The 14,540-nt window shown below is 68.4% G+C and carries 11 protein-coding genes; 10 read left to right on the forward strand and 1 reads right to left on the reverse strand.

Features of this window, described 5'->3' with window-relative positions; genetic code table 11:
• Positions 1-9 precede the first annotated feature (9 nt).
• Together BKN51_RS42030 and BKN51_RS42035 are read left to right on the forward strand one after the other, a co-directional pair.
• Positions 10-1,863, forward strand: coding sequence for an ArnT family glycosyltransferase (locus BKN51_RS42030; protein ID WP_168214516.1), 1,854 nt, complete (start codon positions 10-12; stop codon positions 1,861-1,863).
• Between the two features lie 64 nt (positions 1,864-1,927).
• Positions 1,928-2,968 carry a methyltransferase gene (locus BKN51_RS42035; protein ID WP_101612846.1) on the forward strand — a complete coding sequence of 347 codons (1,041 nt, stop codon included), beginning with the start codon at positions 1,928-1,930 and terminating at the stop codon, positions 2,966-2,968.
• A gap of 477 nt (positions 2,969-3,445) precedes the next feature.
• Here the strand turns inward: BKN51_RS42035 and BKN51_RS42040 are convergent, their stop codons facing one another.
• Complete coding sequence (locus tag BKN51_RS42040) at positions 3,446-4,732, reverse strand: aminotransferase-like domain-containing protein (RefSeq protein WP_101612847.1); 1,287 nt, start codon at positions 4,730-4,732, stop codon at positions 3,446-3,448.
• Positions 4,733-4,965: 233 nt separating this feature from the next.
• Here BKN51_RS42040 and BKN51_RS42045 point away from each other — a divergent pair, with 233 nt between their 5' ends.
• The 8 genes from BKN51_RS42045 (at position 4,966) to BKN51_RS42080 (ending at position 14,523) form a co-directional block, all read left to right on the forward strand.
• On the forward strand, positions 4,966-5,796 hold the full coding sequence (locus BKN51_RS42045; RefSeq protein WP_101612848.1) for an alpha/beta fold hydrolase: 831 nt from the start codon (positions 4,966-4,968) through the stop codon (positions 5,794-5,796).
• Positions 5,793-7,526: an amino acid adenylation domain-containing protein gene (locus BKN51_RS42050; RefSeq protein WP_101612849.1), complete on the forward strand. Its 1,734-nt coding sequence runs from the start codon at positions 5,793-5,795 to the stop codon at positions 7,524-7,526. Before BKN51_RS42045 ends, BKN51_RS42050 begins: the two co-directional genes overlap by 4 nt.
• 14 nt (positions 7,527-7,540) lie before the next feature.
• Positions 7,541-8,731 (forward strand): cytochrome P450, encoded by a 1,191-nt coding sequence (locus tag BKN51_RS42055; RefSeq protein ID WP_101612850.1) that lies wholly within the window; start codon positions 7,541-7,543, stop codon positions 8,729-8,731.
• Positions 8,732-8,858: 127 nt separating this feature from the next.
• Entirely contained in the window at positions 8,859-9,902 is a 1,044-nt protein-coding gene (hppD, locus tag BKN51_RS42060) for a 4-hydroxyphenylpyruvate dioxygenase (RefSeq protein ID WP_101612851.1), read from the forward strand.
• Complete coding sequence (locus BKN51_RS42065; RefSeq protein ID WP_101612852.1) at positions 9,899-10,999, forward strand: alpha-hydroxy acid oxidase; 1,101 nt, start codon at positions 9,899-9,901, stop codon at positions 10,997-10,999. Before hppD ends, BKN51_RS42065 begins: the two co-directional genes overlap by 4 nt.
• Before the next feature lie 14 nt (positions 11,000-11,013).
• A complete protein-coding gene (locus tag BKN51_RS42070) occupies positions 11,014-12,438 on the forward strand; it encodes an NDP-hexose 2,3-dehydratase family protein (RefSeq protein ID WP_101612853.1) in 1,425 nt (474 codons plus the stop codon).
• A 1-nt stretch (position 12,439) separates the two neighbouring features.
• On the forward strand, positions 12,440-13,417 hold the full coding sequence (locus BKN51_RS42075) for an NAD-dependent epimerase/dehydratase family protein (RefSeq protein WP_101612854.1): 978 nt from the start codon (positions 12,440-12,442) through the stop codon (positions 13,415-13,417).
• Positions 13,414-14,523: a DegT/DnrJ/EryC1/StrS family aminotransferase gene (locus BKN51_RS42080; protein ID WP_101612855.1), complete on the forward strand. Its 1,110-nt coding sequence runs from the start codon at positions 13,414-13,416 to the stop codon at positions 14,521-14,523. Before BKN51_RS42075 ends, BKN51_RS42080 begins: the two co-directional genes overlap by 4 nt.
• Positions 14,524-14,540: the final 17 nt, after the last annotated feature.

Consider the following 14,540-nt stretch of genomic DNA (forward strand, 5'->3'; position numbering starts at 1 on the left):
GGTACCGGAGTGTCCGCAACACTCACCCATCTGCCGTCGCCGCCCTCCCAGGACCCCGCGCCCGAAAGCGCGCGCAGCCGCTGGGCGTTCTGGCGTTCCCCCGCCGATCAGCCGCAGTGGGCGAGGCCGGCGCTGCTGGGCATCGCGTTCGTGGCGCTGGTGCTCTACGCCTGGAACCTGCCGCGCGTCGACTTCGCGCCGCTTTATTCGGACGCCGCCAAGAGCATGTCCGAGAGCTGGAAGGCGTTCTTCTACGGCGCCGTGGACCCGGGGGCGACGTACACGCTCGACAAGCTCGCCGGATCATTCGTGCCGCAGGCTCTCTCGATCAAGATCTTCGGTTACCACGAATGGGCCGTGGCGTTGCCGCAGGTGATCGAGGGCGTGATCTCGGTACTGGTGATGTACCGGGTCGTGCGGCGCTGGGCGGGCGTGGTGCCCGGGCTGCTCGCCGCGGGCATCTTCACCCTCACCCCGGTCCTCGCGTCCATGTTCGGGCACAGCATGCAGGACGGCCTGCTGACGATGTGCCTGGTGCTCGCCGTCGACGCCTATCAGCGCGCCGTCCTCGAAGGGCGGCTCCGGTCGCTGGTCTGGGCCGGTGTCTGGGTCGGGATCGGCTTCCAGGCCAAAATGGTGCAGGCGTGGATGATCCTGCCCGCGCTCGCGATCGGCTACCTGCTGACCGCTCCGGTCGAAGTGCGCCGCCGGGTGAAGCACGTGGGGATCGCCGGGGTGGTGACGCTCGCGGTGTCGCTGTCGTGGATCGCGCTCTACACCTTCACCCCGGCCAGTGCCCGGCCGACGATCAGCGGCACCACGAACAACAGCGCGTTCGCCATGGTGTTCGGCTACAACGGTCTCGGCCGCGTCGGCATCCACATCCCCGGCGCCGAGGACCCCAACGGCCGCGGCGGCCTGCCGTCGCTCGGCCCTGGTGGTGGCCAGGAGGGCGGTCCGCAGGGTGGTCCCGGCGGTGGCCCCGAAGGCGGTCCCGGTGACGGTCCGCAGGGCCAGGAGGGCGGCCCGGAAGGCGGCCCAGGAGAGGGTCCTGGCGGCGGTCCCGAGGGCGGTCAGCCGGGCCCGGACGCCCAGGGGAATTTCGGCACGAAGCACCAGGACGAACAGAACGGGGACTTCGGTTCCAAGCACCAGGACGAACAGGACGGGAACTTCGGCCCGAAGGCCGAGGGCGGCCAGCCGCTCGGGCCTGGCGGACCCGAAATGGACCAGTCCAAGATCGAAACCCGGGCGGACCCGTTGGGAGCGACCAAACTGCTCGACGGTCACCTCGGCGTCGCGATCGCCTGGCTGTTCCCGCTCGCGTTGCTGTCCCTGCTGTGCGGGCTCTGGTGGTGGCGCCGGGCCGAACGGACCGATCCGGTCCGCGGCGGACTGGTGATGTGGGGCGTGTGGCTGGTGACGTTCGGCTTCGTGTTCAGTGCGAGCGCCGTCGCGCACACCGCGTACGTGGCCTCGCTCGCTCCCGCGATCGCCGCCCTCTCCGCGCTGGGCATCGTGACCTTCTGGCGGGCGTACCGAAGCGGCGGCAAACAGGCCTGGATCCTGCCGGTCGCGATCGCGGCGAACCTCGCCTGGGGCGCCTGGCTCTGGTCTCACTACCCCAACTTCCTGCCGTGGGCGAAATGGGGGACGCTCGCGCTCGGTGTCGCCGCCCTCGTCGTGCTGATCCTGGCGCGGCTGATCAAGTCCGCCTCCTCGGGCCTGGTCACGGCCGGACTCGTCATCGGCGTCGTGGCCATGCTGGCCGCGCCCGCCACCTACGCCGTCTCAGTCCTTGATCCCGATTACTCCGGCAGCTCCTTCGACGCCAACGCCGGACCGGCGTCCGGCTCCTTCTGAGGTGAGCCGGTTGTCGTTCTCATCGTCTGCGGAAGACTCCGCCGGCCGGAAAGGAAATCTGCAGATGCAGGAATCGCTCGACTCCACCGAGGTGCACCGTCGTTTCCAGCTGATCGCCAACGGACCCGCGCTGTTCAACGCGGTGGTGTCCGGGATCGAGTTGGACATCTTCGACTTCCTCGCCGAGAAGGACGGTGCCGACGCGGCTGAACTCGGTGCCTTCACCGGCCTGGAGCCGCACAAGCTCCGGGTGCTGATGCTCGCGCTGGCCACCACCGGCCTGATCGAGAAGCGCGGCGTCGACTTCGTGAACCACCCCGTCGCGACCGAACTGCTCGCCGCGAGCGGCCCGGAAAGCTGGCGGCACATCCTGCTCAGCTGGAAGACCATCTACTACCCCGCGTTCGCCCGGATGACCTCCGCGCTGCGCGCCGGCACCAACGAGGCCCTCGACGCCCTCGACGGCCCCGGCGACACGCTGTACGCCCGGCTCGGCAACGACCCGGAGAAGGCCAGGATCTTCTACACGGCGATGTCGGCGTTCTCGCTGCAGACGATGCCGGGACTGCTGGAGCACATCGACGTCAAGTCGTCGCGGCACCTGCTCGACGTCGGCGGCGGTGACGGCACCACGGCGGCGGCGCTGCTCAAGGCCAACCCCGGCCTCAAGGCCACGCTGCTCGACCTGCCGAGCAGCGTGGCACTGGCCGAGCAGCGCGTGCCCGCCGAGATCGTCGACAGGCTCACCCTGCACCCGGCCGATCTGCTGACCGACCCGTTCCCCACCGATACCGACCACGCCCTGTTCAGCCACGTCCTGGACACCTTCACGGCCGAGCAGTCGGTCATGCTGCTGGCCAAGGCGTACGAGGTACTGCCGTCCGGCGCGAAGATCTCGATCTACGGTTTCGCGGCCGCGGACGACGAGACCGGCGGCCCGCTCTCCGCGCGGCTTTCCCTGTACCTCAACATTCTGGCCACCGGCCGCGGAATGGCCTGGCCGCAGGCCGAGGCCGCGTCGTGGCTGAAGTCGGTCGGCTGCGTCGACGTCCGCTCGGTCGAGCTGCCGTTCGAACACGCTTTGGTGACCGGCACGAAGCCCTGACACAAGGTCCGTGAAGGCCTCCTTGAGGGACCCTAGGTCCCTCAAGGAGGCCTTCACGGACTGACGGTGGTGTGCCATTAGTAACGGCATCGCCAGCGACCCATCGGACAGTACGTGAAGGACCCCTTCATTGCGTCTAGCGCAGTGAAGGGGTCCTTCACGTACTTGCGGACCGATGCCGGTGAAGGCCTCGTCGGCGGGACGAGCAGTCGGACCTGGAGAGGCTGTGTGGAATAGGGACACTCAACGTCCCAATTTCCACACAGCCCTCACCTTGAGCGACACCCACTCGGCTTCGCGCGGTCGGGCGTGCTGTGCCCCCAATGCCGCATTGGAGACGCTCAGTGTCTCCAATGCGGCATTGGGGGCATCGACGTCGAAGCAGTCGCGCGAGACCCGGCGCTCGGCGTACTGCCCCCCCCACACGAAAAGAGCCCCTGGCCGCGATCGCGGCCAGGGGCTCTCGTCGTGAAAAGGTCAGGGAAGCCGCGGAACAATGAGCGCGGCCAGCCGCGCGACACCCTCTTCGATCAATTCCGGCGTGAGCAGGCTGATCGAAAGCCGGAGCTGGTGGAATCCGCCCTTTCCGCCATAGAAATGATGCATCGGGGTGAACAGCACACCGTGATCACGTGCCGCGCGTTCCAGCAATTCGTCATCGACGACGAACGGCACGGTGACGGTCACGAAGAATCCGCCCGTCGGCGTGTTCCAGCTGACTCCCTCGCACCCGCCGAGCCTGCGCTTCAATTCGCCCAGCGTGAGATGCAGATTGCGCTGGTAAATGGAGATTTCCCGGGTGTTCGCCTTGGTGAGGCTGAAATCGTTGAGCAGGAGTTTCCCGGCGATCACCGCCTGGGCGATGGGGGAGGTGTTCACCGTGAGCATGCCCTTGAGCTTCGAAATCTGGTCGGCGAACAGGCCGCCGCCGGCCATCCGCTGGTCCGCCACCGCGTAGCCGACCCGGGCGCCGGGCATGCCGGTTTTGGCGAAGGAACCGAGGTAGACCACCGACCCCGACCGGTCGAGGGACTTCAGCGAGGGCAGCCGCTCGGATCCGAACAATCCGTACGCGTTGTCCTCCAGGAGCAGGATGCCGTGCGCCTCGGCGACGTCGAGAAGACGGTGCCGCGAGGGCAGATCCATGCTGGTGCCGGTGGGATTCGCGAAGTTCGGGGTCACGTAGCAGGCCCGGACCCGCTTGCCCTGTTCGTCGGCCCGTTTCAGCTGGAGCACGAGGTCTTCGGGGTCGATGCCGTTCTCGGTGGACCGGACCGGCCAGACGGGGGTGTCGGTGAGCAGCGCCGCTCCGGTCAGGCCGACGTAGGTGGGCGCGGGGGCGAGCAGCACGTCCCGTTCGCCCGCCCGCAGCGTGCGGAGGACGAGGAACATGGCTTCCTGGGCGCCGACGGTGACGACCACCGATTCGGGAGCGACGTCGATGTTCTCGTCTTCGGCGAGATTCCGGGCGATGAGATCGGCGATGACGCCTTTGGTGGTGCCGTATTGGAAGAGGGTGCGGGTGACCCCGGCCTCGTCCAGTTTCCGGTCGCGCCGGAGATGGTCGCAATAGGCGTCGATGTACTGGTGGATGAGGCTGATGTCGAAGAACTCTTCGTACGGCCGGCCTGCCGCCATGGAAATGGCCACAGGGTATTCGTCGATCAGCTCGTTGAGCAGATTCATCGACGAGATGGCCGGATCGGTGAGCGATCCGTGCAGCGTTTCCACGTTCAAGTGGGTGGACAGACCGTTTGAATCCATGAATACTAGGATTTCCATCCGCCGTTGAGGTGTCAAGAACAGTCCGTGGACGCCGGGACTATTCCCGGTTTTGCCCGACTGTCCATCGCCGAATCCTCCAGACACTCGTTCCCTGAAGGTACGGTCGACTCCGTGCCACCGCACCTGGGGAGGACGGAACCGTTGAGGGGAAACACTTCCGGCGGCCTCACCACCGAATCGCGGCGTAGCAGCCACACTCCCGGAGGAGCATCATGCTGATGACAACCGAGAACGGGATCCGGTTGTCCTACAACGATTGTGGTGACGGTCCGCCGGTACTGCTGCTGACCGGCACCGGGGCGCCGAGTTCGGTGTGGGACCTGCATCAGGTACCCGTGCTCCGCGCCGCCGGTTTCCGGGTGATCACCATGGACAACCGCGGGATCCCGCCGAGCGACGAAGGCGCCGACGGCTTCACCGTCGATGATCTCGTCGAGGATGTCGCCGCCCTGATCGACTATCTCGACGCCATGCCGTGCCGCGTGATCGGCACGTCGATGGGTTCGTACATCGCGCAAGAACTGGCGCTGGCCCATCCGGAGCTGCTGGACTCGGTCCTGCTGATGGCCGCCTGCGGCAAGAGCAGTCTCGTGCAGAAGGTGCTCGCGGAAGGCGAAGCGAAGCTGATCGAACTGGGCATCGAATTGCCACCAGACTTCCTCGCCGCCACGCGCGCCCTGCACAACCTGGGGCCCGCGACGCTCGCCGACGACGACCTCACCGGAGACTGGCTCGACCTGTTCGCCGCGTCGGGAACCTGGGGGCCGGGTGTCCGGTCGCAACTACTGCTGAGCGCGTTGCCCGATCGCCTCGACGCCTACGGCTCGATCAAGGTGCCCTGCCACGTCGTCTCGTTCGAGCGGGATCTCGTGGCGCCGCCGGAAGCCGGGCGGGAGCTGGCCGCCGCGATCCCCGGGGCGACGCATCGCACGGTTCCCGGCTGCGGGCATTTCGGCTACCTGGAGAACCCGGAAGCGGTGAACCGCGAGCTGCTCCGGTTCCTCCGCACCGAGTCCCGCGAGACACTGGGAGAGACCGCATGACCGCCCTTTCGGCAGCCACGACGCCGGCCCTGTTCGAGGCGACCGCAGCCGTCCTGCCGGACAGGCCCGCGGTGGCGATGGACACCACCACACTCACCTACGCCGAGTTGAACGGCGAAGCCAACCGGCTCGCCCGCCGTCTCGTCGCGCACGGGGTCGGCCCGGAGCGGCTGGTCGCGCTGGCGATGCCGAGGTCGATCGAGTTCGTGATCGCGATCCTGGCCGTGCACAAGGCCGGCGCCGCGTACGTGCCCGTCGATCCGGACTATCCGGAGGAACGCAAGCGCCAGATGCTGGACGACACGGCGGCGCACTGCCTGCTGTGCCTGCCGGGTCAGGACGTGACCGGTGCGCCCGTCGTCCTGAGCGTGGCGCGGGAGCCGGGACAGTCCGAGCCGAACCTGGACGATCAGGACAGGCTCAGCCCGCTGCGGTCGGACCACCCCGCGTACGTCATCTACACCTCGGGGTCCACGGGACGGCCGAAGGGCGTGCTGGTCACGCACCGCGGGATCCCGAACCTGGCCGACGACTACGTGCGCCGCCAGAAGCTGGTGCCGGAGAGCAGGTTGCTGGCCTTCGCGTCGCCCAGTTTCGACGCCGCGGTCGCCGAGTTCTGGCCGATCTGGCAGGCCGGTGGCTGTCTGGTGCTGGCTTCCGCGCCGGACCTCGTTCCCGGCGAGCCGCTCGCCCGCCTGGTCCGCGATCAGGGCATCACCCATGTCACGTTGCCGCCGTCCGCGCTGGCGCCGCTGGAGGAGGCGGGCGGCCTGCCCGCCGGGTTGACCCTCCTGGTCGCCGGTGAGGCGTGCCCGGCCCCGGTCGCGAAACGCTGGGCCGTGGACCGCGTGATGATCAACGCCTACGGCCCGACCGAGGTCACCGTCGCGGTGACCGCGAGCGAGCCGCTGACCGGGGAGGACACCCCGCCGATCGGCAGGCCGATCACCGGTGTCCGCACCTACGTGTTGGACGAACTGCTGCGCCCCGTCCCGGACGGGGACGTGGGTGAGCTGTACACGGTGGGCCCCGGTCTCGCCCGCGGTTACCTGCGAAGACCAGCCGCGACCGCGGAGCGGTTCCTGCCGGACCCGTTCGGCGGCCCGGGTGAGCGCATGTATCGCACCGGCGACAGGGTCCGGACGCGTTCGGACGGCCAGTTCGTCTTCGTCGGCCGCGTCGACGACCAGCTGAAGGTCCGTGGCCACCGGATCGAACCCGGCGAGGTCGAGTCCGCCCTGCTCGCGGTGGACGGGGTGGCCCAGGCAGTGGTGACCGAGCACGAGAACAGGCTCGTCGCCTACGTGGTCGGCATCGCCGGCGCGCGTGTCCCGGCCGAAGATCTCTTGCCTCCGCTGCGAAAGCAGCTGCCCGGCTATCTGGTGCCCGACGTGGTCGTCAGCTTGCCGAGCCTGCCGGTCTCGCCGAACGGCAAGATCGACCGCGTCGCCCTGCCCACTCCCGAAGAGGAGCACGCCGGGCGCGCGGCGGGACGGGCACCGCTCACGCCCACGGAGATCATCCTCGCCGAGTTGTTCGCGGAAGTGCTCGGCGTCAGCAGCGTCGGCGTCGAGGACAGTTTCTTCGAGATCGGCGGCCATTCCCTGCTCGCGACCCGGCTGGTGAGCCGGATCCGTGAACGGCTGAAGATCCGGCTGAGGGTGCAGGCCTTCTTCGACGCGCCGACGGTGGCGCGGCTCGCCAAGGTGCTCGACGGCGCACTCACCTGACCTGGAGATCATTCATGCAGACGACGGCAGCCGTCGATCTCGGCAATCCCGATCTGTACACCACCTTGGACCGCCACGCCCGCTGGCGCGAGCTCGCGCTGGAAGACGCGATGGTGTGGAGCGAGCCGGGCAGTTCGCCCACCGGTTTCTGGTCCGTGTTCTCGCATCGGGCGTGCGCCGCGGTGCTCGGGCCTTCCGCCCCGTTCACCTCCGAATACGGGATGATGATCGGGTTCGACCGCGACCATCCCGACAACTCGGGTGGCCAGATGATGGTCGTCTCCGAACAGGACCAGCACCGCAAGCTGCGCAAGCTGGTCGGGCCGCTGCTCTCGAGGGCGTCAGCGCGGAAACTCGCGGAGCGGGTGCGGGCAGAGGTCCGCGGCGTGCTCGACGAAGTGCTCGACGGCGAAGTGTGCGACGTGGCCGCCGCGATCGGCCCGCGTATTCCCGCCGCGGTCGTCTGCGAAATCCTCGGCGTTCCCGCGGCGGACGAGGACATGCTCATCGACCTCACCAATCACGCGTTCGGTGGTGAGGACGAATTGTTCGACGGGATGACGCCGAGGCAGGCGCATACCGAGATCCTCGTCTATTTCGACGAACTGATCACCGCACGACGGGCGAGCCCTGGCGAAGACCTCGTCAGCACGCTCCTGACCGATGACGAACTCACGGTCGACGACGTGGTGCTCAACTGCGACAACGTGTTGATCGGCGGCAACGAGACCACCCGGCACGCGATCACCGGCGCGGTGCACGCTTTCGCCACGGTGCCGGGACTTCTGGACCAGGTGCGCGACGGGAGCGCGGACGTCGACACCGTCGTGGACGAGGTGCTGCGCTGGACTTCGCCCGCGATGCACGTGCTCCGGGTGTCGACGGCCGAGGTCACCGTCAACGGCCGCGACCTGCCCGCCGGTGCGCCGGTGGTCGCGTGGCTGCCCGCCGCGAACCGGGATCCCGCCGTGTTCGAAGACCCCGACACGTTCTTGCCCGGCCGGAAACCCAATCGGCACATCGCTTTCGGGCACGGCATGCATCACTGCCTGGGGTCCGCGCTCGCGCGGATCGAGCTGGCGGTCGTGCTGCGCGAGGTGGCCGAACGGGTGTCGCGGGTGGAGCTGGTGAAGGAACCCGCCTGGTTGCGCGCGGTCGTCGTGCAGGGATACCGGGAGCTCCCGGTGCGGTTCACCGGGCGGTGACTATCAGTCCTAAGTGGACTCCTGGCGCAGAAGTGTCAAGCGGACACCATTGATGCCGAATTGCCATGGAGCCATCCTGTAAACGAGCAGCGAATCTATTTCACGGAGGAATATCGTGACTCCCAGCATGCAGAAGTTCGAGATCGACTACGTGGAAATGTACGTCCCGAATCTCGAGGTGGCCGCGTCCGGCTGGATGGACAAGTACGGTTTCGCCGTCGACGGCACGGACCGCTCGGAGGACCACCGGAGCATCACGCTGCGGCAGGGCCCGATCAGACTGATCCTCACCGAGCCGACGTCGGACCGGCACCCGGCGGCGACGTACTTGCAGACCCACGGTGAGGGCGTGGCCGACATCGCGCTGCGCACTCCGGACGTGGCCGCCGCCTTCGAGGCCGCGGTGAAGGCGGGCGCGGAGGCCATCCGCGAGCCGGGCGAGCGTGCGGACGCGGTCGTCACGGCCACCGTCGGCGGTTTCGGCGACGTCGTGCACACCCTGATCCAGCGCGAAGAGGCCCCCGACTCCAAGGAAGCCCCCCGCGGACGGGGCGGCGTGGACCTGCTCGCGATCGATCACTTCGCGGTCTGCCTGAACGCGGGCGACCTCGGCCCCACGGTGGCGTACTACGAGCGCGCCCTCGGGTTCAAGCAGATCTTCGAAGAGCACATCGTGGTCGGTGCCCAGGCGATGAACTCCACCGTCGTGCAGAGCGCGTCGGGCGAGGTCACCCTCACGCTGATCGAGCCGGACAAGACCGCCGACCCCGGCCAGATCGACGACTTCATCAAGGAGCACCACGGTTCGGGCGTCCAGCACATCGCCTTCACCAGTGCGGACGCCGTCCGCGCGGTCAAGGAGCTTTCCTCGCGGGGGGTGGACTTCCTGAAGACCCCGGACACCTATTACGACCTGCTCGGCGAGCGGATCGAACTGGAGACGCACTCGCTGGACGATCTGCGGGAGACGAAGCTGCTCGCCGACGAGGACCACGGCGGCCAGCTGTTCCAGATCTTCACCGCCTCCACGCATCCGCGGAAGACCATCTTCTTCGAGATCATCGAGCGGCAGGGTGCTGGCACCTTCGGCAGCTCCAACATCAAGGCCCTGTACGAGGCCGTGGAACTGGAACGGACCGGGCAGAGCAAGCTCGGCCCCGTTCGGCGATGACCCACCACCTCTGCCTGGACGACCTCGAACGTGCCGCCCGCGAAGTCCTCCCCGGCGAGATCTGGGATTTCCTCGCCGGGGGCAGCGGCACCGAGGCGTCGCTCGAGGCCAACCGCGCCGCGCTCGAGCGGATCTTCGTGATCCCCCGGGTGCTGCGCGAAGTGGCCGAAAGCACCACCGAGGCCGAGGTGCTCGGCCGGCGTGCCGCGCTGCCGATGGCGGTCGCGCCGGTCGCGTACCAGCGGTTGTTCCACCCCGAGGGTGAACTCGCCGCGGCACGCGCGGCGCGGGACGCCGGTGTTCCGTACACCATCTGCACCCTGAGCAGTGTTCCGCTGGAGGAGATCGCGGCCGTCGGTGGGCGGCCGTGGTTCCAGCTGTACTGGCTGCGCGACGAGAAACGATCGCTGGAACTCGTCCGCCGCGCGGAGGACGCCGGCTGCGAGGCGATCGTGTTCACCGTCGACGTGCCGTGGATGGGACGACGGCTGCGGGACATGCGCAACGGCTTCGCGTTGCCGGAATCGGTGACGGCGGCCAACTTCGACGCCGGAGCGGCCGCGCACAGCCGGGCGGGCGGGCAGTCGGCGGTGGCCGAGCACACCGCGCGCGAGTTCGCCCCGGCCACTTGGGAATCCGTGGAGGCGGTCCGTGCGCAGACGGACCTTCCCGTGGTGCTCAAGGGGATTCTCGCGGTCGAGGACGCCACTCGCGCCGTCGACGCGGGGGTCGCCGGGATCGTGGTGTCCAACCACGGAGGCCGTCAGTTGGACGGTGCCGTACCAGGACTCGAAATGCTGGGCGAGATCGCCGCGACGGTCTCCGGGGGCTGCGAAGTGTTGCTGGACGGGGGAATCCGGAGTGGCGGGGACATCCTGAAGGCAGCCGCCCTCGGGGCGTCGTCCGTACTGATCGGACGGCCGGTGATGTGGGGGCTGGCCGCGGCGGGGGAGCAGGGCGCGCGGCAGGTGCTCGACCTGCTCGCCGAAGAACTCCGGAACGCACTGGGCCTGGCGGGCTGCGACTCGATGGGCGCGGCCCGCCGTCTGGGCACCAGGGCCCCCGGCTACGACCCGAGAACGGCGCGACGGTCATGACAAGGAGTCCTCTGATGCTGCCTTGCCTCATCCCGCGAAACGCGGTGCGTCCCCGTGACGACCGCGACCACGCGGACCGCGTCGCGCTGTCGGCCGCGACCACCGACGGCGTGCACATGCGGACCGAGGACGTCCGCGCCTGGATCGCCGAACGCCGTGAGGCCAACGTCTTCCACGTCGAACGCATCCCGTTCGCGGATCTGGACCAGTGGTGGTTCGAGGGCGTGACCGGCAATCTCGTGCACAGCAGCGGACGGTTCTTCACCATCGAGGGCCTGCACGTCGTCGAGCACGACGGCCCGCACGGCGACGGCCCCTATCGCGAGTGGCAGCAGCCGGTCATCAAACAGCCGGAAGTGGGTATCCTCGGCATTCTGGCCAAGGAGTTCGACGGTGTCCTGCATTTCCTGATGCAGGCCAAAATGGAGCCGGGGAACCCCAACCTGGTGCAGCTCTCGCCGACCGTGCAGGCCACCCGCAGCAACTACACCAAGGCGCACGGCGGGACGAACGTCAAACTGATCGAATACTTCGCGCCGCCCGACCCAGAGCGGGTCATCGTCGACGTCCTCCAGGCGGAGCAAGGCTCGTGGTTCTTCCAGAAGTCCAATCGCAACATGATCGTCGAGACCGTCGACGACGTGCCGATGTGGGACGACTTCTGCTGGCTCACCCTCGGCCAGATCGCGGAGCTGATGCACGAGGACGAGACGATCAACATGAACGCCAGGAGCGTGTTGTCGTGTCTTCCTTACCACGACACGGCTTCCGGCGCGTTGTTCTCCGACGTCCAGCTCCTTTCGTGGTTCACGAACGAGCGATCGCGCCACGACGTGCGTGCCCGCCGCATCCCGCTCACGGACGTCTGCGACTGGAAGCAGGGCGTGGAAGCGATCGAGCACGAGGACGGCCGCTATTTCAAGGTCCTCGCCGTCGCCGTGAAGGGCAGCAACCGCGAGAAGATCAGCTGGACCCAGCCGTTGCTCGAATCCGTCGGGATGGGTGTCGTCGCGTTCCTGGTGCGCGAGATCGACGGCGTGCCGCACGTCCTGGTGCACGCCCGCGCCGACGGCGGTTTCCTGGACACCGTCGAGCTGGCCCCGACCGTCCAGTGCACGCCCCACAACTACGCGCATCTGCCCGCGGAGAGCAGGCCGCCGTTCCTCGACTTCGTCCTGGACGCCCCGCGGTCGCGGATCCGTTACGAGGCGATACATTCCGAAGAAGGCGGCCGGTTCCTCAACGCGAGGGCCCGCTATCTCGCGATCGAGGCGGACGAAGCGGCCGAGACCCCGCCCGGCTTCGCCTGGGTCACCCCGGCCCAGCTCACCGCGCTCACCCGGCACGGGCACTACGTCAACGTCGAGGCCCGCACGCTTCTCGCCTGCCTCAACGCCGCTACCGCACAGCCTCAAGCCCAGTCTCAAGGAGTCGCCTGACATGAAGCTGATCACCGTCCTCGGCGCATCGGGCTTCGTGGGCTCGGCCGTCACTCGCGCGCTGGCGCGGCAGCCGATCCGGCTGCGCGCGGTGGCGCGCAGGCGGTTCACCCCCGAACCCGGTCGAGCCGAAACGACCGTCGTCACCGCTGATCTCACCGACCGTGCCGCGCTCGCCGACGCGGTCGCGGGATCGGACGCGGTGGTGTACCTGCTCCTGGCGGACGGTGGCTGGCGGGCGGCCGAGACCGAAGAAGCCGAACGCGTGAACCTCGGCGTGATGCGGGACCTCGTCGACGTCCTCGGCGACGCGGGCGGACCGCCCCCGCTGGTGGTGTACGGCGGTGCCGCTTCGCAGGTCGGCGTGCCCCCTCGGGAGCCGCTCGACGGGAGTGAGCACGACGAGCCGGCGACCCCGTACGACAAGCAGAAGCTCGCGGCGGAACAGGTCCTCAAGAAGGCGACGGCCGACGGCGTGGTGCGCGGGTTGAGCCTGCGCCTGCCCACGGTGTTCGGCGAGACCGCGACAGCGGGGGCGAACCACGACCGCGGGGTCGTGTCCGCCATGGCCCGGCGAGCGCTCGAAGGCCAGGACCTCACCATCTGGGGTGACGGCACCGTGCGCCGCGACCTGGTCCACGTCGAGGACATCGCGGCGGCCTTCACCGCGGCACTGGTGAATCCGGATTCCCTCGTGGGCGGCCACTGGCTGCTCGGCGCGGGCCGGGGAGACCAGCTGGGCGAGGTCTTCCGGCTCGTGGCGAAGGAAACGGCCGCGCAGACCGGGCAGAACCCGGTGGAGGTGACGTGCGTGGAACCCCCGTCGCACGCGCCCGCGACGGATCTTCGCAGCGTCACCATCGATTCCACCCCGTTCCGGGCGATCACCGGCTGGCGCCCGGAGATCTCACTGCCCGAAGGAGTGCGTCGCACCGTCGCCGCATTGACGACATCAGTTCACGGAAAGGCTCGCTCATGACCACGCGTGTTTGGGACTACCTGGCCGAATACGAGACCGAGCGGCTCGACCTGCTGGACGCGGTCGAGACGGTCTTCAACTCGGGGCAGCTCGTGCTCGGCGCGAGCCTGCGCGGGTTCGAGTCGGAATTCGCCGCGTACCACGGGGTCGACCACTGCGCCGGTCTCGACAACGGGACGAACGCGATCAAGATCGGCCTGCAGGCGCTGGGCATCCGGCCGGGCGACGAGGTGATCACGGTGTCGAACACCGCCGCCCCGACCGTGGTCGCCATCGACGGCACGGGCGCCACCCCGGTTTTCGTCGACGTCCGCGAGGACGACTTCCTGATGGACACCGGCCAGGTCGAAGCCGCGATCACCGAGCGCACCAAATGCCTGCTCCCCGTGCACCTGTACGGGCAGTGCGTGGACATGGCGCCGCTGAAGGAACTCGCCGCGAAGCACGGACTGTCCATTCTGGAGGACTGCGCCCAGGCACACGGGGCCCGGCAGCACGGCAAGATCGCGGGCTCGACCGGTGACGCGGCCGCCTTCTCCTTCTATCCCACCAAGGTGCTCGGCGCGTACGGCGACGGCGGCGCGACCATCACGTCCGACGAAGCCGTGGCGCACAAGCTGCGCCGGCTGCGGTACTACGGCATGGACGAGACGTACTACACCCTGGAGACGCCTGCCCACAACAGCCGTCTGGACGAGGTGCAGGCCGAGATCCTGCGGCGCAAGCTCAGGCGCCTCGACGAGTACACGGCCGCCCGCCGGGCCGTCGCCCAGCGTTATGTCGAGGGCCTCGGTGACACCGACTTGAAGCTGCCTCAGACCGTCCCCGGCAACGAGCACGTGTACTACGTGTACGTGGTGCGGCACCCGCGTCGTGACGACATCCTCGAACGCCTCAAGGCGTACGACATCCACTTGAACATCAGCTACCCGTGGCCGGTGCACACCATGACCGGATTCGCCCACCTCGGCTACGAGAAGGGTTCGCTCCCGGTCACCGAGAAACTGGCGGGCGAGATCTTCTCGCTGCCGATGTACCCCGCGCTTTCCGCCGACCTGCAGGACAAGGTCATCCACGCGGTCCGCGAAGTGCTGTCCACCCTCTGACCACACCGAGCACAGGA

It is taken from the genome of Amycolatopsis sp. BJA-103, assembly GCF_002849735.1.
GTDB lineage: Bacteria > Actinomycetota > Actinomycetes > Mycobacteriales > Pseudonocardiaceae > Amycolatopsis.

Bases quoted from the DNA above. Each gene is read 5' to 3' on its own strand.
- BKN51_RS42035 (WP_101612846.1), top strand. From the start codon at position 1,928: ATGCAGGAATCGCTCGACTCCACCGAGGTGCACCGTCGTTTCCAGCTG.
- BKN51_RS42040 (WP_101612847.1), bottom strand. From the start codon at position 4,732: ATGGATTCAAACGGTCTGTCCACCCACTTGAACGTGGAAACGCTGCAC.
- BKN51_RS42045 (WP_101612848.1), top strand. From the start codon at position 4,966: ATGCTGATGACAACCGAGAACGGGATCCGGTTGTCCTACAACGATTGT.
- BKN51_RS42050 (WP_101612849.1), top strand. From the start codon at position 5,793: ATGACCGCCCTTTCGGCAGCCACGACGCCGGCCCTGTTCGAGGCGACC.
- BKN51_RS42055 (WP_101612850.1), top strand. From the start codon at position 7,541: ATGCAGACGACGGCAGCCGTCGATCTCGGCAATCCCGATCTGTACACC.
- hppD (WP_101612851.1), top strand. From the start codon at position 8,859: ATGCAGAAGTTCGAGATCGACTACGTGGAAATGTACGTCCCGAATCTC.
- BKN51_RS42065 (WP_101612852.1), top strand. From the start codon at position 9,899: ATGACCCACCACCTCTGCCTGGACGACCTCGAACGTGCCGCCCGCGAA.
- BKN51_RS42070 (WP_101612853.1), top strand. From the start codon at position 11,014: ATGCTGCCTTGCCTCATCCCGCGAAACGCGGTGCGTCCCCGTGACGAC.
- BKN51_RS42075 (WP_101612854.1), top strand. From the start codon at position 12,440: ATGAAGCTGATCACCGTCCTCGGCGCATCGGGCTTCGTGGGCTCGGCC.
- BKN51_RS42080 (WP_101612855.1), top strand. From the start codon at position 13,414: ATGACCACGCGTGTTTGGGACTACCTGGCCGAATACGAGACCGAGCGG.